At 68.2% G+C, this 24,246-nt stretch carries 22 protein-coding genes; 10 read left to right on the top strand and 12 right to left on the bottom strand.

Going from position 1 to position 24,246, the window contains the following annotated elements; all coding sequences use genetic code 11:
• Window positions 1-80: 80 nt before the first annotated feature.
• The gene (gene lon, locus AT701_RS17885; RefSeq protein WP_058126332.1) at window positions 81-2,420 is read right to left on the bottom strand and encodes an endopeptidase La; all 2,340 of its coding nucleotides are present in this window, start codon (window positions 2,418-2,420) and stop codon (window positions 81-83) included.
• Between the two features lie 139 nt (window positions 2,421-2,559).
• On the opposite strand from lon, the gene AT701_RS17880 reads away from it, so the two are divergent.
• Complete coding sequence (locus tag AT701_RS17880; protein ID WP_058126331.1) at window positions 2,560-3,321, top strand: SDR family oxidoreductase; 762 nt, start codon at window positions 2,560-2,562, stop codon at window positions 3,319-3,321.
• A 62-nt stretch (window positions 3,322-3,383) separates the two neighbouring features.
• Here AT701_RS17880 and AT701_RS17875 read toward each other — a convergent pair whose 3' ends face one another.
• The 3 genes from AT701_RS17875 to AT701_RS17865 all read right to left on the bottom strand — a co-directional run bounded on the left by AT701_RS17875 (window position 3,384) and on the right by AT701_RS17865 (window position 8,110).
• Window positions 3,384-4,391, bottom strand: a complete 1,008-nt coding sequence (locus AT701_RS17875; protein ID WP_029104550.1) for an esterase family protein — start codon at window positions 4,389-4,391, stop codon at window positions 3,384-3,386.
• A 210-nt stretch (window positions 4,392-4,601) separates the two neighbouring features.
• On the bottom strand, window positions 4,602-5,996 hold the full coding sequence (locus AT701_RS17870; RefSeq protein ID WP_058126330.1) for a mechanosensitive ion channel domain-containing protein: 1,395 nt from the start codon (window positions 5,994-5,996) through the stop codon (window positions 4,602-4,604).
• On the bottom strand, window positions 5,993-8,110 hold the full coding sequence (locus AT701_RS17865; protein ID WP_081319505.1) for an adenylate/guanylate cyclase domain-containing protein: 2,118 nt from the start codon (window positions 8,108-8,110) through the stop codon (window positions 5,993-5,995). The genes AT701_RS17870 and AT701_RS17865 overlap by 4 nt, the downstream gene beginning before the upstream one ends.
• Between AT701_RS17865 and AT701_RS35090 the strand changes: the two genes are divergently transcribed.
• Both AT701_RS35090 and AT701_RS17860 read left to right on the top strand, forming a co-directional pair.
• The gene (locus AT701_RS35090) at window positions 8,058-8,195 is read left to right on the top strand and encodes a hypothetical protein (RefSeq protein ID WP_162267850.1); all 138 of its coding nucleotides are present in this window, start codon (window positions 8,058-8,060) and stop codon (window positions 8,193-8,195) included. The two genes, AT701_RS17865 and AT701_RS35090, sit on opposite strands and share 53 nt — an antisense overlap.
• Before the next feature lie 75 nt (window positions 8,196-8,270).
• Window positions 8,271-8,720, top strand: coding sequence for a DUF1810 domain-containing protein (locus AT701_RS17860; RefSeq protein WP_058126328.1), 450 nt, complete (start codon window positions 8,271-8,273; stop codon window positions 8,718-8,720).
• Between the two features lie 2 nt (window positions 8,721-8,722).
• Here the strand turns inward: AT701_RS17860 and AT701_RS17855 are convergent, their stop codons facing one another.
• From AT701_RS17855 to AT701_RS17835, 5 genes are read right to left on the bottom strand one after another with little or no spacing between them, the layout of a single operon-like run.
• Complete coding sequence (locus tag AT701_RS17855) at window positions 8,723-10,030, bottom strand: alpha-amylase family protein (RefSeq protein WP_058126327.1); 1,308 nt, start codon at window positions 10,028-10,030, stop codon at window positions 8,723-8,725.
• A complete protein-coding gene (locus AT701_RS17850; protein ID WP_058126326.1) occupies window positions 10,027-10,506 on the bottom strand; it encodes a nucleoside deaminase in 480 nt (159 codons plus the stop codon). The genes AT701_RS17855 and AT701_RS17850 overlap by 4 nt, the downstream gene beginning before the upstream one ends.
• Before the next feature lie 55 nt (window positions 10,507-10,561).
• On the bottom strand, window positions 10,562-12,247 hold the full coding sequence (locus AT701_RS17845; RefSeq protein WP_058126325.1) for a tetratricopeptide repeat protein: 1,686 nt from the start codon (window positions 12,245-12,247) through the stop codon (window positions 10,562-10,564).
• On the bottom strand, window positions 12,186-13,319 hold the full coding sequence (locus tag AT701_RS17840; protein ID WP_058126324.1) for an ABC-2 transporter permease: 1,134 nt from the start codon (window positions 13,317-13,319) through the stop codon (window positions 12,186-12,188). Before AT701_RS17840 ends, AT701_RS17845 begins: the two co-directional genes overlap by 62 nt.
• 35 nt (window positions 13,320-13,354) lie before the next feature.
• Window positions 13,355-13,930: a TetR/AcrR family transcriptional regulator gene (locus AT701_RS17835; RefSeq protein ID WP_003895024.1), complete on the bottom strand. Its 576-nt coding sequence runs from the start codon at window positions 13,928-13,930 to the stop codon at window positions 13,355-13,357.
• A gap of 148 nt (window positions 13,931-14,078) precedes the next feature.
• On the opposite strand from AT701_RS17835, the gene AT701_RS17830 reads away from it, so the two are divergent.
• Window positions 14,079-14,708 carry a PaaI family thioesterase gene (locus tag AT701_RS17830; RefSeq protein ID WP_003895023.1) on the top strand — a complete coding sequence of 210 codons (630 nt, stop codon included), beginning with the start codon at window positions 14,079-14,081 and terminating at the stop codon, window positions 14,706-14,708.
• A gap of 15 nt (window positions 14,709-14,723) precedes the next feature.
• Here the strand turns inward: AT701_RS17830 and AT701_RS17825 are convergent, their stop codons facing one another.
• A complete protein-coding gene (locus AT701_RS17825; protein WP_223495636.1) occupies window positions 14,724-16,778 on the bottom strand; it encodes an FUSC family protein in 2,055 nt (684 codons plus the stop codon).
• Window positions 16,779-16,814: 36 nt separating this feature from the next.
• On the opposite strand from AT701_RS17825, the gene AT701_RS17820 reads away from it, so the two are divergent.
• Complete coding sequence (locus AT701_RS17820; RefSeq protein ID WP_011729166.1) at window positions 16,815-17,558, top strand: EthD domain-containing protein; 744 nt, start codon at window positions 16,815-16,817, stop codon at window positions 17,556-17,558.
• 59 nt (window positions 17,559-17,617) lie between these two features.
• Complete coding sequence (locus tag AT701_RS17815) at window positions 17,618-18,385, top strand: enoyl-CoA hydratase/isomerase family protein (protein WP_058126322.1); 768 nt, start codon at window positions 17,618-17,620, stop codon at window positions 18,383-18,385.
• Here the strand turns inward: AT701_RS17815 and AT701_RS17810 are convergent.
• Both AT701_RS17810 and AT701_RS17805 read right to left on the bottom strand, forming a co-directional pair.
• Window positions 18,382-18,591: a (2Fe-2S)-binding protein gene (locus tag AT701_RS17810; protein ID WP_003895017.1), complete on the bottom strand. Its 210-nt coding sequence runs from the start codon at window positions 18,589-18,591 to the stop codon at window positions 18,382-18,384. The two genes, AT701_RS17815 and AT701_RS17810, sit on opposite strands and share 4 nt — an antisense overlap.
• Window positions 18,592-18,596: 5 nt before the next feature.
• Window positions 18,597-19,229: a fatty-acid-CoA ligase FadD16 gene (locus tag AT701_RS17805; protein ID WP_003895016.1), complete on the bottom strand. Its 633-nt coding sequence runs from the start codon at window positions 19,227-19,229 to the stop codon at window positions 18,597-18,599.
• A 250-nt stretch (window positions 19,230-19,479) separates the two neighbouring features.
• Between AT701_RS17805 and bfr the strand changes: the two genes are divergently transcribed.
• The 4 genes from bfr (at window position 19,480) to AT701_RS17785 (ending at window position 24,241) form a co-directional block, all read left to right on the top strand.
• Window positions 19,480-19,965, top strand: coding sequence for a bacterioferritin (gene bfr / locus AT701_RS17800; RefSeq protein WP_003895015.1), 486 nt, complete (start codon window positions 19,480-19,482; stop codon window positions 19,963-19,965).
• A gap of 156 nt (window positions 19,966-20,121) precedes the next feature.
• Window positions 20,122-22,182 (top strand): MDR family MFS transporter, encoded by a 2,061-nt coding sequence (locus tag AT701_RS17795; protein WP_058126321.1) that lies wholly within the window; start codon window positions 20,122-20,124, stop codon window positions 22,180-22,182.
• A 172-nt stretch (window positions 22,183-22,354) separates the two neighbouring features.
• Complete coding sequence (locus AT701_RS17790) at window positions 22,355-22,837, top strand: carboxymuconolactone decarboxylase family protein (RefSeq protein WP_011729161.1); 483 nt, start codon at window positions 22,355-22,357, stop codon at window positions 22,835-22,837.
• A 33-nt stretch (window positions 22,838-22,870) separates the two neighbouring features.
• Window positions 22,871-24,241 carry a type I glutamate--ammonia ligase gene (locus AT701_RS17785; protein ID WP_058126320.1) on the top strand — a complete coding sequence of 457 codons (1,371 nt, stop codon included), beginning with the start codon at window positions 22,871-22,873 and terminating at the stop codon, window positions 24,239-24,241.
• The last annotated feature ends 5 nt before the right edge of the window (window positions 24,242-24,246 follow it).

The raw sequence follows: 24,246 nt of genomic DNA, 5'->3' as shown, positions 1-24,246 counted from the left end.
CGTGTCAGAACCTACAAACACGCACGCTCGCGCAGAACTTCCCACAGCAGCCCAACGACGCCCCAAACCGCTCGGAACCGTCAGGCCGCTGCGGCTGTGCTCGCCTCGTGCGCCGGTTCCAGCGCCGCGGCGATGATGTCGGCGACGTCGGTCATGGGTTTCACGTCGAGCGCGTCGAGCACATCGGCCGGCACGTCGTCGAGGTCGGGCTGGTTGCGCTGCGGGATGAACACCGTTGAGAGCCCGGCCCGTTGGGCGGCCAACAACTTCTGCTTGACCCCGCCGATGGGCAGCACACGGCCGTTGAGCGTGACCTCACCGGTCATACCCACATCGGCGCGCACCTTGCGGCCCGTCGCCATCGACACCAGCGCGGTCACCATCGTCACGCCCGCCGACGGCCCGTCCTTGGGGACGGCACCGGCCGGGACGTGGATGTGGATGCGGCGGTTCAGCGCCTCGGGGTCGACGCCGAGTTGCTTGGCGTGGGCGCGCACGTAGGACATTGCGATCTGCGCGGATTCCTTCATCACGTCGCCCAGTTGACCCGTCAGTTGCAGTCCCGGTTCGCCCTCGGTCGAGTTGGCCTCGATGTAGAGGACGTCGCCGCCGAGCCCGGTGACGGCCAGACCGGTCGCGACACCGGGCACGGCCGTGCGTTCGGCCGATTCCGGCAGGAACCGCGGACGGCCCAGGTACTCAACGAGATCCGGCTCGTCGATCGTGATGGGCGCGGCCTGCGGGTGGTCCGCCAGCTTGGTCGCGGCCTTGCGCATCGCCTTGGCCAGCAACCGCTCGAACTGCCGCACACCGGGTTCGCGCGTGTAGTCCGCGGCGATCTTGCGCAGCGCTGCCTCGGTGACGGTGACCTCGTCGGAGGTCAACGCGGCGCGTTCGCGCTGCCGCGGCAGCAGGAAGCCCTGTGCGATGGCGAGCTTGTCGTCGGCCGTGTAGCCGTCGATCTCGACGAGTTCCATGCGGTCCAAGAGCGCCGACGGGATGTTCTCGATCACGTTGGCCGTCGCGAGGAACACCACGTCGGACAGGTCGAGATCCAGGTCCAGGTAGTGGTCGCGGAACGTGTGGTTCTGCGCCGGGTCGAGCACCTCCAGCAGCGCCGCCGCCGGATCGCCTCGGTAGTCCGAACCCACCTTGTCGATCTCGTCCAGCAGCACAACAGGATTCATCGAACCCGCCTCACCGATCGCGCGCACGATGCGACCCGGGAGCGCACCGACGTAGGTGCGACGGTGACCGCGGATCTCGGCCTCGTCGCGCACGCCGCCGAGCGCGACGCGCACGAACTTGCGGTCCAACGCACGAGCGACGGATTCACCCAGTGACGTCTTGCCGACGCCGGGCGGGCCGGCCAGCACCATCACCGCGCCCGAGCCACGACCACCGACGACGGCCATGCCGCGCTGGGCGCGCCGCGCCCGCACCGCGAGGTATTCGACGATGCGGTCCTTGACGTCGCTGAGCCCGTGGTGGTCGGCGTCGAGGATCTCCCTGGCCCGCGCCAGGTCGGTCGAGTCCTCGGTGCGCACGTTCCACGGCAGGTCGAGGACGGTGTCGAGCCAGGTACGGATCCATCCGCCCTCCGGGCTCTGGTCACTGGCGCGTTCGAGCTTGCCGACCTCGCGCAGCGCGGCCTCACGGACCTTCTCGGGCAGGTCGGCCTGTTCGATGCGGGCCCGGTAGTCGTCGGAGGAGCCGTCACCGTTGTCGTCGAGTTCACCGAGCTCCTTGCGGATCGCGGCGAGTTGCTGACGCAGCAGGAACTCCTTCTGCTGCTTCTCCATCCCGGTGCGGACATCCTCGGCGATCTTGTCGTTGACCTCGGTCTCGGCGAGGTGGTCACCGGTCCAGCCGATCAGCAGCGACAGCCTGCGGTCCACATCGGTGGTCTCAAGCAGTTCGCGCTTCTGGGTGCCGGTCAGATACGACGCATAGCCCGCAGTGTCCGCCAGCGCGGACGGGTCGGTGATCTTGTTGACCATGTCGACGATCTGCCACGCGTCACGCCGCTGCAGCATGGCCAGCAGCAGCTTCTTGTACTCCCCGGCAAGCTTCTTGGTCTCGTCGGTGGGTTCGGGGTCGGTCACCTCCTCGACCTGCACCCACAGCGCGGCACCCGGCCCGGAGGTACCCGAGCCGATGTGGGCGCGCCGTTCGCCGCGCACCACCGCGGCCGCGTCGCCGTTGGGCAGGCGGCCGATCTGCACGATCGAGGCCAGCACCCCGTAGGCCGGGTACCGGTCCTCCAGCCGGGGCGCGATCAGCAACTCGCCGGACTCACTGGCGCGTGCCGCGTCGACGGCGGCACGTGCGGCATCGTCCAGCTCGATCGGCACCACCATCCCCGGCAGCACGATCGAATCGGTCAGGAACAACACCGGCACTGTCTTGGCTTCAGCCATCAGTCCTCCAAACTTCAGTCTGATGCACTCAACTCTGGGGGCCGGTGGTTTGTTCCCCACCGGCATGGGCCGCTCGGCGATTTCGCTGAGAGCGACAGTCCGGGGAATAGACGCATGCTGCTGGAGGCTCGTAGCTGCCATGAGCGCACACGAACACGCACACGAAGACAGCGTCGCCGGGCAGGTCGTCACGATCACCGGCGCGAGCAGTGGAATCGGTGAGGCGACCGCGCGCCTGCTGGCGGCGCGCGGAGCGTCGGTGGTGCTGGGTGCGCGGCGCACCGACCGGCTGGACCGCATCGTCGAGGAGATCCGCTCAACCGGCGGGGCCGCGGTCGCGGTCGCGGTCGACGTCACCCGGCGCGCCGACGTCGACAACCTCGTCGCCACCGCGGTGCGCGAGTTCGGCAGGCTCGACGTCCTGGTCAACAATGCAGGCATTGCCACGCTGGGTCCCCTCGCCGACGGCGACACCGACACGTGGTCGGCGGTGATCGATGTGAACGTGCGCGGGGTACTGCACGGGATTGCCGCGGCCACACCGGTCTTCGAGCGCCAGGGACGCGGTCATGTCGTCACGGTGGTCTCGACGGCCGGACTCAAGATCGTGCCGGAGATGGGGGTGTACGCGGGCACCAAGAATGCGGTGCGCACGATCATGGAGGCGCTGCGTCAGGAATCGACCGACGGCGTCGTCCGGACCACGTCCATCTCACCGGGCTACGTGCGCACCGAACTCGGCGGCCCGCCCGGCGATCCCGACGCAAACGCGGCCCGCGCCACGATGGACCGCATCGGCCTGTCCCCGGACGCGGTGGCCCGTGCGATCGCGTTCGCCATCGAGCAACCGCACGACGTCGAGATCGGCGATCTCACCATCCGGCCCACCGTGCAGGGGTGAGGCAGACAGGCAGGGAGCCTGCCGTCGGGGGGTAACGGCAGGCTCCCTGGGTGGGTGGTTTGTTACGTGGCGGACTGTGCGCCGAGCACCCGCTGGATGTCGGGCTTCATCTCCAGCAGCTGCTGTCCCCAGTAGTTCCACGTGTGGGTTCCGTTGGGCGGGAAGTTGAACACCGCGTTGGTCCCGCCGGCCGCGATGTACTGGTCGCGGAAGGTCAGGTTGGTCCGCAGCGTCAGGCCCTCCAGGAACTGCGCGGCCAGCAGGTTGCCGCCCGAGACGCCCGCGTCGAGCTCCGACGGGGTGCCGGTGCCGCAGTAGACCCACAGGCGGGTGTTGTTGGCGACGAGCTGGTTGATGTTGACCATCGGGTCGTTGCGCTTCCACGCCGGGTCGGTCGACGGACCCCACATGCTCTCGGCGTTGTAGCCGCCCGCGTCGTTCATCGCCAGACCGATCAGCATCGGCCACCAGCCCTCGGACGGGTTGAGGAAGCCGGAAAGCGTTGAGGCATAGATGAACTGCTCCGGGTGGTAGATCGCGTAGGTCAGTGCGGCGCTACCGGCCATCGACAGGCCCACCACGGCGTTGCCGGTGCGGGACACCCCGCGGTTGGCCTCGAGCCAGGCCGGCAGTTCCTGGGTCAGGAACGTCTCCCACTTGTAGGTGTAGTCCTGGCCGTTGCCCTTCGACGGCTGGTACCAGTCGGTGTAGAAGCTCGACTGGCCGCCGACCGGCATGATGGTCGACAGGCCCGACTGGTAGAACCACTCGAACGCCGGGGTGTTGATGTCCCAGCCGTTGTAGTCATCCTGCGCACGCAGGCCGTCGAGGAGGTACACCGCGTGCGGTCCGCCGCCCTGGAACTGCACACGGATGTCGCGGTTCATCGACGGCGAGAACACGTCGAGGTACTCGACCGGCAGACCAGGACGGGAAAACGCGCCCGCGCTCGCCGACCCCCCGGCGAAGCCGATCAGCCCGGGCAGCATCAGTGCCGCAAGGGCACCGATCACAAACCGGCGCAGGGCTTTCCATGCTGCAATGCCGCGCATGTCTCGAATGAACTTCATAACGGCAACCAACCCACCTTTCTTCGCGTGCCACAAGCAATTGCCGTCGCTGTGTGCTGCAAAGCAAACCATGCGCCACTTCAGTCACACGCGTAACAACGCCGGTGGGGCGGATCGCGGTTGGGCAACGATTGCGAATCAGCGTCGAGACAACGTCGAGACCTCCCGGTGACACACCGGGAGGCGACGCCGGAGACGAACTCCGAGAAGTCAGTCCGCGGTGAGCGCCTCGCGCGCCGCACTGCGCCGGTCGTCGATGATCCGGCTCAGCTCGAGCAGCAGCAGGGGATTGCCTGCCACCAGTTCCTCCAGGAACTCCCGGCTGATCTGCAGCACGGTGGTCTCGGTCAGTGCATGCGCGGAGGCGAGGGCCCCCTCCCTGGTCAAGGCGGTCTGCCCCAGGAAGTCGTTCTCGGTCAGCGTGCGGACCGGGATGACGGCGTCGCCGTCGCCGGCCACGCTCACCCCGACCCGGCCCGAGACGATGAAGCTCATGCGAGTCGGGATCTCGCCGGCCTCCTGGATGATCTCGTCGGCACCGAACCGGACCAGTGCCGAATGGTTGAGCACCTCCTGCTGTTCGGTGTGGCTCAGCCGTAGCGTGGGCGCCATCTGCCGGACGGCCTTGGTGAGCCGTTCTGGCGTGCTGAAATCGTCGGTCTCCCCGTCGAGGTGCAGTTCGGCGCGGCGAGCGGCATACCAGAGCCAGCGCACGAACACCGCACGTGCGGCCGAGTCGTCGGCGGGCGTACGCAGCGGGATCGACGTCTTGTACTCGCCGGCACCAAGGGGAATCGCCTTGGGTGCCGCACCGGCGCGGCGTTGCGGCAGCTGCGTGGCGACACGGGTGAGCAACGCGCACACCGTATCCGGTGAATCCGACGCCCCGAATGTGGTGGTGACCGAGAGGGAGTGCGCGGCTTCCGGGCGGCTCAGGTTGGTGAACGATGCGCCCGCGAGCACCGAGTTGGGCATGATCTGAAGCCCGCCGCCGGTGTCGATGTGCGTTGCGCGCCAGTTGACCTCGACCACGCGGCCGCGTGCCGACGGCGTGTCGAGCCAGTCGCCGAGCTGGAAGGGCTGCTCGAACAACAACAGCAGGCCCGAGATGATCTGGCCGACGGCGTTCTGCAGCGCAAGGCCCAACACGATGGACGTGACGCCCAGCGCGGTGAACAGGCCGCCCACGTTGGCGCCCCACACGTACGCCATGATCATGCCGACGCCGACGGCGATCAGCGCGAAGCGCGCCACGTCGAGGAAGATCGACGGGATCCGCTTGCGCCAGCTGCCTTCCGGGGCGCCCTGGAACAGCGTGGCGTTGAGCCCCGACAGCAGCAGGATGATGACGACGAAACCGAACCCGGTCGCCACGATCCGCACCGGCGTGGCCTCTGCGGAGATCTCACTGCCCTTGACGAGCAGGATCAGCAGCGCTGCGAGCGGCAGGATGTAGTTGCGCAGCAGGCTGACCGGCCGCGCCAGATAGCTGCCGTGGCGGGCCAGGGTGTTGTGCAGTTCGGTGAGCAGCACCAGGCCGATCGGCAGCCCGACGGCCACGCTCAGCGCCCAGTAGAACCAGTTGGCCTCGAGGACGCTTCTCATGACTGGCGCTCCGACAGCCGCCAGATCGGTCGCTCGGTGCCGTCGACGGTCACCGACCCGACCGCGGTGAACTGGCGGATATCGCGTATGGCGTCGTGCACCTGATCGGTGACGTACACGCCGGGCTGCGGCATACCGCGCTGCACCTGATAGGCGAGGTCGACCGCGGCGCCCCACATGTCGTAGGCCAGGCTCGACCGGCCCACCAGACCGCTGCTGACCGTGCCGGTGTCGATGCCTGCCCGCAACCGCAGGTCGTACCCGGTCTCGCCGCGGAAGCGGTCGACGATGCGCTGCATCTCGAACGCGAAATCGACTGTGCGGCGCACGTTGTCGAGCCGGGGAACGGTCAGGCCGCAGCTGGCCAGGTATCCGTTGTGCAGTGTCCGCACCCGTTCGACACCGAGGCTCTCGGCGGCCGCGTCGAACTGGCGCACGAGCTTGTTGACGATCGCCAGGTGCTCGTCGGAACTCATGCTCGCCGACAGGCGGTCGAGGCCCATGAGGTCGGCGAACAGCACCGTGACGTTCTGGTGGTCCTGTGCGATGGTCTCCTCGCCCTCACGGTACCGCTGTACCACCGGCTCGGGCATCAACGACAGCAGCAGGCGGTCGTTCTCCTTGCGTTGCTCGTCGAGCAGGTCCTCCTTGATGCGCAGGTTGCGGCTCATCTCGTTGAACGCCACTGTCAGGTCACCGAATTCGTCGCGGGACACCACCGGCAGCGCGACGCCGTAGTCGCCCGCGCTGATCTGCTGGGCGCCGGCCTCCAGACGCCTGATGGGCCGGACGAATACGCGGGCCAGCAGGATCGCGGCGATGCACACCGCGAAGATCATCGCCACGGTCGAGAGCACCAGGGTGCGCGTGAACTTGGTGACCGGGGCGAACGCTTCGGCGGTGTCGATCTTGGCCACCACCGACCAGTCCAGTCCGGTCAGGTCCAGCGGGGCGTAGGCCTGCAGGGTCTCCTGCCCCAGATAGTCGCGTTCGATGATCGAGCCCGATTGTCCCTGGCCGGCAAGCTTGGACGCCTCGTCGCTGACCGGCTGCACCAGAGTGGTACCACCGTGCAGGATCGACTGCTCGGCGACACCCGGAGGCGTGCCGGCCTCGACCACGTCGGCCTTGAACTGCTCCGGGTTCTCCAGGAACAGCCGCGAATCCGACCGCATGAGCCCGTCGGGTCCGACGAGGTAGGTTTCACCGGTCTCGCCGAGCCCGGACTCTTCCCACTTGCCGTCCATGGTCATCAACTGGTTGACGACGCTGATGGGGAACTGCAGCGCCAGCACGCCCTCGATACGACCGCCGCCGCCGATCGGCGACACCATCCACGCGGTCGGCGTACCGGACGGTTGGTAGATGCCGAAGTCCGTGACGGCGACATAGTCCACGGAGTTCGAGTTGAGGGCTTCCCGGTAGGCCTCGGACAGTTCACCGCCCTTGTACGGGCCGGTGTAGATGTTGGTCCCCAGGTCGGAGCCCTTGTACGCGGTGTAGACGACGTTGCCCCTGGTGTCGAGCAGCAGCGCGTCGTCGAAGCCGGAGCGTGTCACGATCTCGCGGAAGAACCCGTTGAAGACCGCGTTGGCCGCCGACCAGCGGCTGCCGTCTCCCGCGTCGTCGTTCTCGATCGATCTGTCCCAGTCGGTGAACGGCGCGGTGTAGAACGCCTGCAGGTATTTCTGCGAATTGGACGACGGCAGCAGCGCCTCGACATCGACCTCGTTGTCGTCCAATTTGTCGGCGGTGTCGGAATGCTCCGTGGTCGCCGAGAACTGATTCTCGTACCAGTCGGTGAGCGCCTTCTGCTGGGCCGGGCTGATGGTCGCGTCGCCCAATTCGTCGAAACCCGCGGTGAACGCCCGGGAGGCCTCGATCGCCGTCGTACCCCGCGTATAGATCACCAGCGAATTGCGGAAACTCCGGAACTGCGTTTCCAGTTGCCGCGCCTGCGCCGTACGGATTTCGGTGAGCCGGTCGAAAACGGAGTCGCGCAGGGAGCTTCGGCCCGACTGGTAGCCGATGAAGCCGACCACAGCCGCGGACAGCACGCTGGTGACCAACAACATCGCCAGCAATTTGGACTGGATGCTGATCCGGGACAGCATGCGCCGTCGCGGCATTCGTGATTGTGTGGCCGATTCGCCCGAAATGGTCGGCTCCGAGATTGTTGTCATCGAAAAGAGAGATTAGCTGGCCCTTTACCTCAACAGCGTTCTTTGTGCCGAAATCGTGGCCTGGCACCGCGCTTGTGGGATATTTGACCATGTGGCCGCCGAGGACGATCCGTTCGATCTGCGCCGTTTCGTCGATGCACAGGAAGGCGTTTATCCGACGGCGCTCGACGAATTGCGGTCCGGCCGCAAACGCACACATTGGATCTGGTTCGTATTTCCCCAGCTGCGCGGTCTCGGCCGCAGCCCCACGGCGCACCATTACGGCATCTCCTCGCGCGATGAGGCGCTCGCCTATCTGCGACACCCGGTGCTGGGCGCGCGGTTACGCGAGTGCGCGAAGGTGGTGGCGCAGATCGAGGGCCGATCCGCCGAGGAGATCTTCGGCAGACCCGACAACCTCAAGGTCCGCTCGTCGATGACCCTGTTCGCCGAGGTCGCCTCCCTGGCCGGTGAGGACGACGCCGAGTTCGTCGCGGTTCTCGACCTGCTCTACGGCGGTACGCCCGATCCCGCGACCCTCGGTCTGCTGGGCCGGGTCTGACGTCAGCGCGGCTCGATCACCAGCCACCCGTGCGGCGGGACCTCGGTGACCTCGATCTGTTCCTGCGGCGGCGCCTTCGATCCGGCGACCACGACTCCTGAGGTCACACCCAGTTCGGGCAGTGCCACGCGCAGGGGCGCGTCGTCGAGGTTGAGGGCGACCACCAGCGCACCCGCCGCACCGGCGCTGCGGTACACGTACTGCGTGTTGGTCAGCAGCAGCGGGGCCGTGGTCGCGGAGTGCAGCCACGGATGGCGCCGGCGCAGACCGATCAGATACTGGTGCAGCCGCAGCACATCCGCGCCCGGCGCGTCGGGACCCGGTCGTTCGCCGAACTCGGGGCGCACCGCGTCGTCGCCGCCGCGGCGTTCCTCTTTGACACCCTCATAGCCCCACTCGTCGCCGGCGTAGACACTCGGGATGCCGCCGGTGGTGAACAGGATGACGAGTGCGTGCTCCAGGTGGCGCGTATCGGACAGCGCACTGGCGATGCGGGTCACGTCGTGATTGCCGACAAACGTCATCGGCACGAAAGACGCCAGAAAGTCGTTGTGCCGCTGCAGTGCCCAGTCCAACTCGTGGAAGTTGCCGTCGTTGAGCGCACTCCAGACGGCCTTCCACAGTTCGTACTGCGTCACCGAGTCGAAGGTCGACGCCGCGACCGTTGCCGCGTAGTCCCCGTGGATGACCTCGCCGACGAACCACGCGTCGCCGAATTCGCGCCGCACGATCGGCAGGACCTGCGCCCAGAACCGGTCCGGTACCGCGTACGCGGCGTCCAGACGCCAACCATCGGCGCCGCGGCCCAGCCAGTGCCGCATGACCTCGGCCGTGTAGTTAACCACCTCGGGGTTGTCGTGGTTGAGCGCGACGAGTTCGCCGTGCCCCTCGAACACCTCGAACTTCCCGTCGCGGTGCCGGAACCACGCCGCGCTGTCCGCGTCACCCTCGAGCGCTTGCCGGTAACGCGCGAAATCGGTTCCCACATGGTTGAACACACCGTCGAGCAGCACCCGCAGACCGCGCCGGTGCGCCTCGGCGACCACATGGTCGAAGTCGGCGTCGTCCCCCAGACGCGGGTCGATCCGCAGGTGGTCGGTGGTGTCGTAGCCGTGCGTGCGCGACGCGAACACCGGGCCCAGCGCCAGGCCCGACGCGCCGAGTTCGACTGCGTGGTCCAGCCATTCGACGATGCGCCGCAGGCGGTGTTCGTCGGGGCCTGGCGGCGGGTCCGCGGGATGAGCGCCGACGAAGCCCAGCGGATAGATCTGCCACCAGATGGCGTGGGTGACCCAGTCCGGCATGGTCACCGCCCGAATTTCGCGCGGTAGAGCTCGCGCATCGGCTCGGCCAGTTCCTCGGCGGGGCCCTCGACCACGACCCCGGGCGCCACCGTGTTGATGGGCAGTGCCGCCACCGGCGCCTCCGGGGCGCCCCACTCGGCGAGCCAGTCACCGAGCTGAGCCGACGACGTCGCGTAGACGATGCGGCCGAGGCCCACCCAGGCGTGGGCGGCCGCGCACATCGGGCAGTGCTCGCCGGAGGTGTAGACCGTCGCGCGGGCCCGGCGATCCGGGGTCAGGTGTTCGGCGGCCCAGCGGGCGATCGCGAACTCGGGATGCGCTGTGGCGTCGCCGTCCTTGACCCGGTTACGGTCCTCGAACAGTGTCGTGCCGGTGTGGTCGACGAGGACGGATCCGAACGGCTCGTCGCCGTCATCGAAAGCCTCGCGGGCGAGATCGACACATCTGCGCAGGTACTTCAGATCGGCGTCACTGATGGCCACAGCCGGAGTGTACGCGCGCGGACCTGCCGACCGGGGGAGCGCGCGTAGGGGGATCTCAGTTGCCGCAGCAGGGATCGGTGATCTCCAGCCGGCACGCGCACGACGCGTTGATCGGCACGTCGGTGCGGGCCAGCGCCAGTTCGAGTTGCTTGCCGATGATCGCGGCCTCGGCGTCGCGGCCCAGCCTGCGCAGGCATTCGTGATAGCCGTGCAGGCTCCAGACGTTGTTGGGGTGCTGGCACGAGCGGTTCAGTGTGGGATCGAGGCCGAGATCGGCCGCGTAGACCTGTGCGGCCTCCTCGACGCGGCCCTGCTCGAGCAACAGCGCGCCGTAGGCGTGGCGGGTGGGTTGCATCCAGCCCCACGGTTCGTCGTACGGCAGGTTGTCGTCGAGGGCGATCGCCCGGCGCAGGTGCTCGAACGCCACATCGTGATCGCCTCGGCGGTAAGCGATCTCGCCGTCGAGCATGGCGCCCGCGATGGCCAGGATGTCACGGCTGGTGTTGTTGAACAGGTACCGCGTCTCCGGGATCCGGTCGTAGGCCTTGATGAACGCGTCGCGTTCGGCGTCGGCGCGCGACAGGTCGCCCTTGGCGGCGTGGGCGACGCCGCGGCCGTAGTGGACGGTGGCGGTGGTGGTGCAGTACAGCGTCTGGTCGCTCGGCAACGGTTCGGCGATCAGGTCGTCCCACCGGCCGAAGCGCACCAGGACGTGGATGCGCAGCGGGACGAACGCCTCCAGCCAGTCGGCCATCGGCGGCGAGGGCACCGACAACAGATCGGGGGTGAGTTGCGCGGCGAGTTCGTCGGCGGCGCTCAGCGCGATCTGCGACTGCCCTTCGAACATCGCCGAGTACACCACGAAATGCAGATCGTGCGCGCGGTAGAGCGAGTAGAAGTTCAGCGGCCCGCGATGTTCGACGAAACGTCGATCGGCTTCGACCGCAGACAGATTGGACACCACCGAGCTGCGGTAGTCACCGCACAGCACGTCGATGTGGCTGGGCATGTGCCGCAGGTGTCCCGCGTCGGGAACGAGGTTGCGCAACCTGTCGGCGGCGGGCAGAGCGGCCTGCGGCGTGGTCGACATCTCCATGGTGTGGATGTAGAGGTGCAGCACACCGGGATGCTCGCGGCCCGCGGGCGTGGCGAGCGCCCGGTCGAGGATCGATTTGGCCTCCAGCACACGGGATCCCGGTGCGGGCTCACCGGTGCGGCCGTCCCACAGCGCCCACGCCGTGACGTTGACGAGCGCGTCGGCGGCCAGGGTCTGCACGTCGATGTCGTCGGGATAGGTGCCGGCCAGCGCCGCCATGGCGTCGGCGTACGCGTGATGGCCGGCCAGCAGGGCCTCGGTGTCCTCGGGGTCGTCGGTGGGAAAACGCTTGTGCAGCGCGGCGATCAGATCGCGCTCGACGGCCGAGGCGCGACCCGACGCCGCGGCGGCAAGTTCGGCTCTGGCGCGTGCCAGAGATGCGGCGAGGTCCACCGGGTCGAAGGTATCCCACGCCGTGTTGTAGTTGGGTCCCACGGAGTAGGCGATACCCCAGTGCGCGGCCGCGAGACCGGGGTCGTACTCCAGGGCCCGTTCGAAGCAGTAGACGGCTTCTCCGTGGTTGAACGCGTAGGCCCACACCATGCCGCGGTCGAACCACACCTGGGCCTCGGCCGACGGGGTGTCAGTCGGCCGGTGATAGGACCCCAGCCGGTAGTAGGGGTCGTTCGGAGCGGCTCCCGTCATGTCGTCCACGATAGATCGGGCCACGGCCGGGGGCGCATCGTCTTGCAACGCGCAGAGCCGAATTCCGCACGCGGGTCGAGCGGGCCGCGGTGCCGAGCACCGCCAGCACGCACCCCGCAGCGGCCCACACCGCCAGGGTGAGGAGGGGCTGTGCCGCGCCGTTGCCGTCGAAGTACTCGACGCTGCGCAGCAGCGACACCCCGGAGCCCTGCGGCACGATGAGGTTGAAGGTCGAGTAGAAGCTCGACAGGAGGGGTCTGCCCACCGGTCCGGCCGCCGCGGCGTTCCCCACGATCACCAGAAAAGCCGTCAGCATCAGTGATGCGACCGGGCCGAACGCGGCCGACACGCCCGTGACGGCACCGCCGACGGCCAAACAGTAGAGCCACAGCACACCGAACACCTGCCAGGGGTGGCCGACGAGCGCATCGAGCACCGGGTCGACGTAGACGGTGACCAGGCCCGCCAGCAGCGCCGAGTAGGCCGCGAGGGTCACGGTGCGCAGTGCCAGCGTCATGGGCCGGCGTACCGGGCCCGCGAGGTATCCGAACGCCGCCGCGCCCACCGACGCGCCAAGCGAGATGAAGATGATCGCGTAGAACTCGACGGTGCCGGACGGATTGCCTGGCGACGTGGGGGCGATGTCGGTGACGGCCGGGACCAGACCGGCCTGCTCGGCGGCCGCGCGGCCGACGGACTCCGCGGCGGTGGCGACGCTGCGCCCGCCGCCGCCGGCCACGTAGATGTCGAGGCGGTCGGGGGCGGCCACGACCAGTGCGGCGTCGGCGTCGCGCTGCAGCACCTGTGCACGGGCCGCGGCCTCGTCGGGGACGTCGGTGACCGACAGCGAATCTTGTTCGCGCAGTTGGTCGACGAGCTGTGTGGGCGCGGCCACGGCGACGGTCATGTGGTGCAGTGTGGGCTTGGCGAACGCGCCGGAATAGCTCGCGATCATCGCGAGCACGCCCATGGCCAGAGCGGTCATCACGATCGCGATGTGGCGGATCTGGATGCGGGTCACCGGGCGCGTCGTCGCGGCCCGGCGGTCTTCGGGAGCATGGTGTCTGCCCATTGCGCACAACCTTTCTGGTCTATGGCGGGGGAGGGTCAGAAGTTCAGGGTCAAAAGGGAGTTGACGGTGTCGAACGCCGCGGCGACCCGGTCGCGCAGGTCGCGGGCGTCACCCGCGTCGGGGTCTTCCATCCAGCTGCGCAGCACCTCGACGAAGCCGCCCACGAGGAAGCGGGTGACGGCCTCGGGTGAGAGTCCGGCGATCGGCGCGACCACGGTCATGCCCTGTTCGGCGATCTCGGCGCAGGCCGGGGTGAGTTCGTCGCGGAACGCGTTGACCACACGCTGGGTGACCGCACTCGGCACCACGTTGCGGTACATCGCGCGGTGTTCGCCTGCGAAATCGAACAACCGGACGATGCGGGCGCGCGGGTCGCCGCGCAGACCGTCGATCGCGCGCGTGAACTCGGTCGCGAACGCCGCGGCGACCGCCTCGTCGCGGTCGCCGAAGTGCTGGTAGAACACCTGCCGGCTGACGCCCGCGCGTCCGACGATGTCGCTCACGGTGAGCTCGTCGACCGGCCGTTCGTGTGCGAGGGCGAACGCCGCCTCGTGCAGGCGGGTGCGGACCCGTTCGGCCCGGGGGTCGGCGCTGTGCGTGCGTGCTGCCACGGGTCATGAGCCTAGACGACTTCGTAGACAGGTGACCACGATTGCATAGGTTATCTAAGACACGTGGTAACCGGCGTGTGACCGCCGTGACCCTCAGCGCAGGGGGGTGACTCGACACCGTCGAAGTGAACGTGTTCTAGTTTTCTGCATGGCGGGCTTCACCCATGTCGAAGGACTCAGTTCGGCGGACGTGCAACGGTTGCGGGCGACCTACGAACCGTTGGCGCAGTCGGTGCGCGAACTCGTCGACGCGACAATCCGTTCGGAGGTGGACGCCGACGACGTCGCAGCCGCCAAGGCGCACATCGAGGCCGCGACCGAACTCCTGCGCGCCAGGCAGATCGACGGCCCGTTCGGCGTGCGCATCACCTCCGACGGTGACCGCATGCCGTGGGGCAACCCGGCGATCGGGATCCGCAACGCGATCGCGCCGCCCCTGCGGATGGTCCGTCACGACGACGGCGTGATGTCCACGGATTTCCACCTCGGTGCGGCCTACGAAGGCCCGCCGGGCCACGTCCACGGCGGCATCGTGGCCATGGTCCTCGACCATGTGCTCGGCGAGGTGGCGGCCAACGATCCGCTCACGCCGCGGTTCACCGGGACACTGACCATCCGCTACCTGCGCGCCACGCCGCTCGGCGACCTGCGGGCCGAGGGGTGGATCACCCGCACCGACGGCATCAAAACCTTTGCCGTCGGCCATGTTCGCGACGCCGCGGGCATCACGGCCGAAGCCGAGGGCGTGTTCATCCCGCCGAAGTGGGCGCGCGGCTGACGCCCACACCGGAAATCACGACGACTCGCCGGCCGGGGTGACCCGGTCGATCGAGATGCCGATCAGGCTGCGCGTGATGGTCGACAGCTCACCGACGAGGATGCGGGCGGCCCCGTTGTCCGCGGCCAGCGTCGACGCCACCTCCTGCACGCGCCGCAGTGCCGCGGCCAGTTCGCCGGTGTCGAGGCTCCACGGCACGGCCGGGCTCGGCGGCGCACCGCGCAGCGCGGTCACGTAGTCGTCGACGGCGGCCACGAAATCGGGGTGCAGCGCCGACGACGGATGCGTCGGCAGATTGTTCTCCAGCGTCGTACACGCACTGGTGACCGAGTTGAGCGCGGTGCGGTAGGACCGCAGCCACCGGCGCAGCGTCGGCGAGTCCAGCCGCGCGGCGCCCCAGGCCGCCTCGAACGCGGCCCTGGCCCGAAACGCGCGCTGCCATGCCGCCGACAGCGCCTCGGCGGGATGGTCGATCTCGTGCACGAACGCGCGCACCACCATTGCCGCGTAGTCGATCTCGGTCATCAGCAGCTCGCCGGCACGTTGCCGTAACCGGATGAGCCCGTGGTCGGGCAGCGCCACATGTGCCATCACCGCCAGCCCGCCGCCGATCAGGATCTCGACGAGACGGTCGGCGAGACCCGACCATTCGGCGGCGCCGCCGACACCGAGGAAGAACATCAGCGCGGCCCCGAGCGGTACGCCGACCGCGAGATAACCGAACCGCGACAGCCAGTAGCCCAGCGCCACGAGGGCCAGCGCGCACGCCGCCGCGGGAAGTGCCTCGGGCTGCCACATCAGGGTCAGCCCGGAGGCGACCGTGACACCCGCGGCCAGTGTCGCGATGCGGCCCGCGCACCGGGTGTAGGTGTGCGCGGTCTCGGGCCGCAGCACCACCAGAACGGTCAGCGCGATCCAGTGGCCGTGTTCGACACCGCCGAACCGCGCGGCCACCGCGGCGAGTGCGGTGGCCGCCGAAAGCCGCACGGCGTGCCGCAGGATCGGTGAGGTCCACCTCAGGTGTGACCGGACGACCGAAGGCGCCGACGCCAGCGAGCCGATCAGGTCGGGTCGGTGCAGCTGACCGAACCGCAGCACGGCCGCCTCGCGCAATAGGTCGCCGAGGCGTTGCGCGAGCGCCTTTTCCGGGCCGTCGACCGCGGCCACCGCGCTGTCGACCCGCACGAGGGCATGCTCGGCGTCGCGGCGCGCGGTGTGTCCCTGGTCGGCGATCGCGTCGAGCAGCGCGGCCGCGGCCGCCAGCAGCCGGGGCACACCCGGGGCGTCCGATGCGGGCTCGGCGTACGCCGCGCGCAACTCGGCGAGTGTCACCGCGATGCGCTCGGGGACCTGGTACCCGCCGTAGTTGGCTCGCGACCGCTGGGCGGCCTCCCTGTCGGCGAACACCTCACGCAGCCAGGTCAGCGGTGCGTCGTCCACGTCGGCCGAGCGGTCGGCGGCCACGTTGCGCGCGTCGGTCGCCAGCGAACGGTACGCGCGGGTGAGGCCCTCTCGCTGCACCCGCCAGCGGTGCGGCGGCAGGGTCGCGATCAGCACGGCCTGCAGCACGCCCGCACCGAAGACCAGCAACGGTGCCAGCAGCCCGTCGAAAGCGGTCGGCGCCGTCGCGTGCCCGTCGGGAGGTGCGATCACCAGCAACGAACTCGCCGCCGAGGCGATCAACCCGGCGTTCGCCCCGACTGACCACTGCATGCCCGCCGCGAAACACCATGCGGCCACCGCGAGTACGAACACGACGTCGTGCGATCCGGTCAGTACCGCGAGCGCCACGACGATGGCCATCTCCAGCGACGCCGTCACCACCAGCGGTACTCGACCGCCGGGGCTGCGCTGCAGCGCGACCGCACCTGCGATCACCCCGGCGCCCAGCGTCCACATCGCTGCGGGCGGGGATGCCAGCGCCAGGGCCGCCGCGGTCATCGCCAGGGCACCGACGAGGCTGCGCGCCACCGCACCGGGGTCTGGCGTGCTCAACCGCAAAGCGTCGGCTGCTGGTCCGCCCGTCTGCACGTGACCATTCTCGCCTGAGCGCGACCGGAAGTGGGGCATCGGCGCTCACGCGGCGCGGTGGGCTAGGTTCGCAGCGTGGAAAAGGTCATCGTGACAATGCGGTCCGCGCGCGCTGACGACGCCTGGTGTGCGCGGATGGTCCAAGACGTCAGCGCCGAACTGCTCGAAATCGGGCTTCCCGGCTTGGTTCTCAACATCCGTGACGCACCGGTGCGCGATTCGCTGATGACCCTGACGACGCTCGATCCTCCGGTCGTGGCACTCGCCAGCGTATGGGTGCAGCAGTATCACGGAGAACAGCTGCGTGCCGCGCTTGACCTCCTCGGTGCCGAATGCGACTCGGCCGCAGCGTATCTGGTGACCGAATCGGAGCCGCTGCCGCCACCGGACCTCCGGGCGGGCCTGACGCCGGGGCGCCGTACCGACGCGTTGGCCAACATCGCGCTGCTGCGCAGGCCCCCCGACCTCGACGCCGCGACCTGGCTGCACCGCTGGCACGTCGACCACACCCCGGTGGCCATCGAAACCCAGGCCACGTTCGGCTATGTCCAGAACACCGTGGTGCGCGCGCTCACCGCGGACGCACCGGCGATCGACGGGATCGTCGAGGAGTTGTTCCCACCGCAGGCCGTGGCGGATCTGCACGCGTTCTTCGGCGCGGCCGACGACGAGGACCTGTCCCGGCGCATGCAGGCCATGGTGGCGAGCACCGACGCGTTCGGCGCGAGCAGCAACATCGACACGGTGCCGACGAGTCGCTATGTCTGGCGCTCGCCGTTCTCCGCACCCGCCGCCGCGAGTGAAACGTGTTCTAGTTAGGCTGCTGCTTCACAGGCACCGATTCTTCAGCCGTCGACGAGCCCACCCGAGGAGAAACGTTGAACCTGCAGATCGACGACAGCAACCGGGTTCGCACGCTCACCCTCAACCGTCCCGACGCGCTCAATGCGTTCAACGAAGCGCTCTACGACGAGGTGACCGACGCCCTGCTGGCCGCGGGCGGGGATCCGGAGGTCTCGGTGGTCCTGCTCACCGGCGCCGGACGGGCATTCTCGTCGGGCAACGACCTGGTCGAGATGCAGACACGGATCGCCAACCCGGATTTCACACCGGGGGAGCACGGGTTCTACGGCATGATCGAGGCGCTCGCCGATTTCCCCAAGCCGTTGCTGTGTGCGGTCAACGGCGTGGGCGTGGGGATCGGCGCGACGATCCTCGGTTTCGCCGACCTGGTGTTCATGGCCGACACCGCGCGGCTCAAATGCCCGTTCACCAGCCTGGGGGTGGCGCCGGAGGCGGCGTCGTCCTATCTCATGCCGCGCCTGATCGGCAGGCAGAACGCGGCCTGGCTGCTGATGTCCTCGGAGTGGATCAGCGCCGCGGAGGCCAAGGAGATGGGCCTGGTGTTCAAGGTCTGCACACCGGGCGATCTGCTCACCGAGGCCCGCAGGCACGCCGAAATCCTTGCCGCCAAACCGGTTACCAGCCTGCAGGCGGTCAAGAAGACAATGGTCGCCCCGGTGCGTGAGGCCATCGCGGCGGCCACCCGCCGCGAGAGCGAGTTGTTCGTCGAGCTCGTGGGCGCCGCGGCCAACGCTGAGGCGCTCGCGGCGTTCACCGGCCGCAAGGGTGCGGCAGGCAGCTAACCGCTCGCGCGCGTCGGGCAGCCGTTGTGGTGTGCCGTGTGGCCGCCCAGATGCGCGGAGATGATCGCGCGGATGGTGCGCCTGCAGCGGCCGCAGTCACCGCCGGCCCCACACGCCTCGGCCACCTCCTTCGAGGTGGTCGCGCCGCCCGCCACGATCTCGTTGACCACGTGGCTGGTGGTGCCGGTGCACAGGCAGACGAACATGACCGCTACACCTGCCCTTCGACGGTCATGATGTGCGCCAGCTTCCCGACGAACAGGCTGGGGTACGGGCCGAATCCGGCGTTGGTCATCCACTCCGCGGCCGCGTCGGGATGCGAGATCCACTGGCGTGCGCTGACCTCGTTCTCGATCTCCTGCAGGATCATGACCTCGTTGCCGTCGTCGAGCGCCCGGTAGACCCAGATCTTGCGGATGCCGCTGCCGGCGAATCGCGCGAGGCCGTCGTGCACTTTCCGCATGAGTGTGGAGACGTCGTCGACGGGTGCGACCGCGCCGACGATGACACCGGCGACGTGCGTTTCCGGGGTCGGTTCACCGAGGTCGATTTTCTCGACCACCTCGCCGCCGAAAATGGGAGGTATGTCTTGGACGCCGGACTTGTCGAACCATTCGAAGATTTCGGGCGATCGCAGCAATTCGCGTATCGAACGTGCCTGCCGGATGCCGATGGTCACAAGGACGCGGCCCGGTTCCCAGATCGATTTGTAGAGCACCACATGGTGCGCCCCGATCGATTTGAGGCCGTCGCGGTGTTTGTTCATCCATTTCCACATGTCGTCGACATCATCGACGCGGAAATCGCAGGCAAGGATGAGCGAGTGCAAATCGTACTCGCTCATTCACCGGGCCTTTCCACACCTGCCTGAGTCATGGTTAGCGGAGTCTAACCTTACTTAGGCAAGGCAGTCCAGCCTTCGTGGCCACAGCCCTCTCGGCCCAGTCGCGCGCCGTCCGGTGACCGCGCACCGCGGCCGGGACTCGCCGACAACGGCGTTAAGCGTTGCCTCACAAAGGGCTTTCTGCACTACATTGAGAGTGCACGGCAAAACAGCACCACTTGATCAGCCCTCAAGGTGTCTAGGAGTGACCATGCAAGGGGACCCGGATGTTCTGAAATTGCTCAACGAGCAATTGACGAGCGAACTGACGGCCATCAACCAGTATTTTCTTCATTCCAAAATGCAGGACAACTGGGGATTCACCGAACTGGCCGAACATACGCGTGCCGAATCGTTCGAAGAAATGCGGCACGCGGAAACGATCACCGATCGAATTCTGCTGCTCGACGGGTTGCCGAATTACCAGCGCTTGTTTTCGCTGCGCGTGGGTCAGACGCTCCGTGAACAATTCGAGGCCGACCTGGCGATCGAGTACGAGGTGCTCGAGCGTCTGAAGCCCGGCATCGTGCTGTGCCGCGAGAAGCAGGATGCGACGTCGGCCCGGCTCCTCGAGCAGATCCTCGCCGACGAGGAGACGCACATCGACTACCTCGAGACCCAACTGCAGCTCATGGACAAGCTCGGCGACGCGCTCTATGCCGCGCAATGCGTTTCCCGGCCTCCGGGTAGCGCCTGACCGAGAACTCGCTCGGTTTCGCCCATCACCGCCTCGGGTAGCCGGTAGACCGCCGGTTGCCCGGGGCGGTGTCATGCGTGCTGTAACTTCCATAGCTGAACTAACGATATGACTCCATATCGAGCCGGCGGTTTGCCGGATGCGTGAAAGGACGTCATGACGAGCTCACCAGCGAGTGCCCCGCCGCAGCCGCCGGAGCTGCTGCTCACGCCGCGTCGGCGCAACCTCGTGTTCCTCGCGGTGCTGTTCGGCATGCTGCTGGCGGCCCTCGACCAGACGATCGTCGCGACCGCGCTGCCGACCGTGGTCGCCGACCTCGGGGGAGCAGGTCATCAGTCCTGGGTGGTGACGAGCTATCTGCTGGCCTCGACCATTGTCACCGCGGTGGTCGGCAAGGTGGGCGATCTGTTCGGCCGCAAGGTGGTGTTCCAGGCCGCGGTGCTGTTCTTCCTCGCCGGGTCGGTGCTGTGCGGTCTGTCGGGTTCGATGACCATGCTCGTGGCCGCACGCGCACTGCAGGGTATCGGCGGCGGCGCGATGATGGTGACCGCGACCGCGCTGATCGGTGAGGTGATCCCGTTGCGCGACCGCGGGCGCTACCAGGGGGCGCTCGGGGCGGTGTTCGGCGTCACGACCGTGATCGGGCCGCTGCTCGGCGGGTTCTTCACCGACCACATGTCCTGGCGCTGGGCGTTCTGGATCAACGTTCCCGTCGGCATCCTCGTGCTGGTCATCGCCGCAGGCGCCATCCCGGCGCTGGTGCGCTCGGGCCGCAGGCCCGCGATCGACTACGTCGGGATCCTGTTCGTGGGTCTCGGTGCATCCGGCCTCACGCTGGCCACCAGCTGGGGCGGCGGCGAATACGCATGGACCTCGCCGATGATCATCGGCCTGTTCATCGGCTCGATCATCGCGCTGGTGCTGTTCGTCCGTGCGGAAACCCGTGCGGCCGAACCGATCCTGCCGATGCGCCTGTTCCGCAGCCCGGTGTTCACGGTGTGCTGTGTGCTGTCGTTCATCGTGGGTTTCGCGATGCTGGGCGCACTCACGTTCCTGCCGACGTTCATGCAGTTCGTCGACGGCGTGTCGGCCACCGAGTCCGGTTTGCGCACCCTGCCCATGGTGGCCGGCCTGCTCATCACCTCGACCGGCAGCGGCGCCCTGGTGGGCCGCACCGGCCGGTACAAGATCTTTCCCGTCATGGGCACGGCGATCATGGTGGTGGGCTTCCTGCTGCTGTCGCGCATGGACGCCACCACCCCGTTCGTGCTGCAGTCGCTGTACCTGTTCATCCTCGGCACAGGCATCGGCCTGTGCATGCAGGTGCTGATCCTCACGGTGCAGAACACGTCGCGCTTCGACGATCTCGGCGTCGCGACCTCAGGTGTGACGTTCTTCCGCACCATCGGCAGCTCGTTCGGCGCCGCGATCTTCGGGTCGCTGTTCGCCAACTTCCTCTCGAGCAGGCTCGTCACGGCCATCGCCGAAAGCGGCGCACCGCCCGCGGCGGGGGAGTCGCCCAAGGTGCTGCACGAGTTGCCACCCGATATCGCCGCCCCGATCGTCGAGGCATATGCCGACTCGCTCGGGTTGGTGTTCCTGTGCGCCGCGCCGGTCGCGCTGCTGGGTTTCGTGGTGTCGCTGTTCCTCAAGGAGGTGCCGCTGCAGGAGCTGGATCCGACCGCAGCGGTCGACCTGGGCGAGGGATTCGGCATGCCGAGCACCGAGCCTGCCGAGAAGGTCCTGGAGACCGCGATCAGCCGGATCATGCGCCACTCTCCGGAGATCCGGTTGCGCACGGTCGCGGGCTGCCCGGGCTGCGATCTCGACGTCGCGGGACTGTGGGCACTGCTGCAGATCTACCGGCACAGTCAGGTGTTCGGCTCGGCCACGCTCACCGCGATCGCCGAACGCCTGCGCGTTCCCTACGAGGTGTTCGAGCCGATCTTCGACCGTCTCGTCACGGGCGGATACGCGCTGCGCACGGGGGATCGGCTGTGGCTGACCCAGGCCGGCCTGAGCCAGGTCGACGCGGTCTCCACCGCACTCGTCGGGCGCATCATCGAAAAGCTCGAGAAGTCCCCGTCCTTCGAAGGTCGCCCCGACCGCGTCCAGGTCGAGGCCGCGCTCGAACGCATCGCCCACCGGATGCTCGTCCAACGTGACTGGTCCGACGACCGCGCCGAACTCGCCTCCGCCGCCGGCCCCGCCGCCTGACCCGCACCGCGAACGTGCGCGGGTCTGGGCACCTCACCTGGCACCGCGAACGTGCGCGTCTGCACCCCGCCACGCCGCAGAATCTCAGCAGTTCGCGCACGCTCGCGCCGATCGAGCGCGCATGAAACTAGAACCTGTTCCAGATCGGCAGAGACGCGCGTACGATCCGGTCATGAGCCGGATCGGAGATTTCCCCGACGACGACGTGGCGGGCTGGATTCAGCGCTCACCCGACATCGGCACCGCCATGGCCAACTACACCCACGCGGTCTACACCAAGGGCAGGCTCCCCATGCGGGTGCGTGAACTGGCCCGCATGGTGATCGCGCTCGACAACGAATGCGTGGTGTGCCAGAACACCCGCGACGGCGAGGGTGCGGCCGCCGGCGTCGACGAGGAGCTCTACGTGCACGCCGCCGAGTGGCGCACCTGGCCGGGGTACAGCCCGGCCGAGCGCGTCGCGGCCGAGTTCGCCCACCGCTTCGCCACCGAACACACCGCGCTGCGTGACGACGAGAATTTCTGGGCGCGCGCCGGTGAGCATTTCGACCCCGAGCTGCTGACCGATCTGGCCCTGTCGTGCGCGATGTGGCTGGGAATGGGCCGCATGCTGCGCACCCTCGACATTGGGCAGAGCTGCAAGATCACTCTGTAGTTCGCGCTGTGCCGCCCGCCGCGGCGCGGCAGAATGGCTTGTGTGACTTCGCGGTCAGGCAAACCTCTCGCTGCAGCGGCCATCGCCCAGCTCGAATCCGACGGTGTCGCGACGCTGATCGGCACGGTCGTCAACCCGGCCGGGCTGATCCACGCGAAAACAGTTCCGCTACGGCGCATGAGCACATTCGCCGAGCCGGGCCTGGGCGCGAGCCCGGTCTTCCACGCCTTCACCATCGACCAGGTCGGCATCGTCTTCAGCGACGCGATCAGCGTCGTCGGTGATCAGCGCATCCGCATCGACCTCAGCGCATTGCGCATCCTCGGGGACGGATTGGCCTGGGCGCCCGGCGCTTTCTTCGATCAGGACGGCGCGCCCGACCCCTACTGCAGCAGATATGCCCTGCAGCGCGTCGCGGACCGGCTCGAGACGGCCGGGCTCACCGCGCAGGTCGGCCACGAGATGGAGTTCGTCCTCGTCGGGCCCGACGGCTCCCGCCTGCCCTCGCTGATGTGGGCCCAGTACGGCCTCGCGGGCCTGCTCGAGTTCGAGGGTTTCGTCCGCGAGGTCACCGACTCGGCCAACGCATCCGGGGTGGCGATCGAGCAGTTCCACCCCGAGTACGGCGCCAACCAGTTCGAGATCTCGCTTGCGCCGCTGCCGCCGGTGGCGGCGGCCGATCAGCTGATTTTGATGCGCATCATCGTCGCGCGGGTGGCGCGACGTCACGGGCTGCGGGCCAGCCTGTCGCCGCTACCGTTCGCCGGCGGCGTGGGATCCGGTTCCCACCAGCACTTTTCGCTGTGCCGCGACGACACACCGCTGCTCTCCGGCGGCAACGGCGCACGCGGCATGACCGAGGAAGGCGAGTCCGCGGTGGCAGGTCTGCTGGCCGGGTTACCCGCCGCGCAGGGCGTGTTGTGCGGCTCGGTCCTGTCGGGTCTGCGCGTGCAGCCGGGACACTGGGCCGGCGCACACAACTGCTGGGGTACCGAGAACCGCGAGGCCGCCGTGCGATTCATCATCGGCGGACCGAGCAATCCGCACGGCGCCAACGTCGAGGTCAAGGTCATCGACCCATCGGCCAATCCGTACCTGGCCACCGCGACGATCCTCGGCCTTGCCCTGCACGGCATCGATAACCGGCTTCCGCTGCCGCGCGAGGTGTCGGTCGATCCGTCGGCACTCACCGACGCACAACGCACCGAGTCCGGCGCCGAACTGCTGCCGTGCGGCCAGGCCGAAACCCTGCCCGCCCTGGACGCCTCGCCACTGATCCGGGGGATTCTCGGCGACGAGATCGTCGACGCGGTGTTGGCCGTTCGCCGGTACGAGCAGAAGAACTTCGGTGAGCTCCCGCCCGAGGAACTCGCCGATCGGTTCCGGTTGGCCTGGAGCGTATGACCGAC

It is taken from the genome of Mycolicibacterium smegmatis, from assembly GCF_001457595.1.
Taxonomy (GTDB): domain Bacteria; phylum Actinomycetota; class Actinomycetes; order Mycobacteriales; family Mycobacteriaceae; genus Mycobacterium; species Mycobacterium smegmatis.
This window is presented reverse-complemented; position numbering and strand designations above follow the sequence as displayed.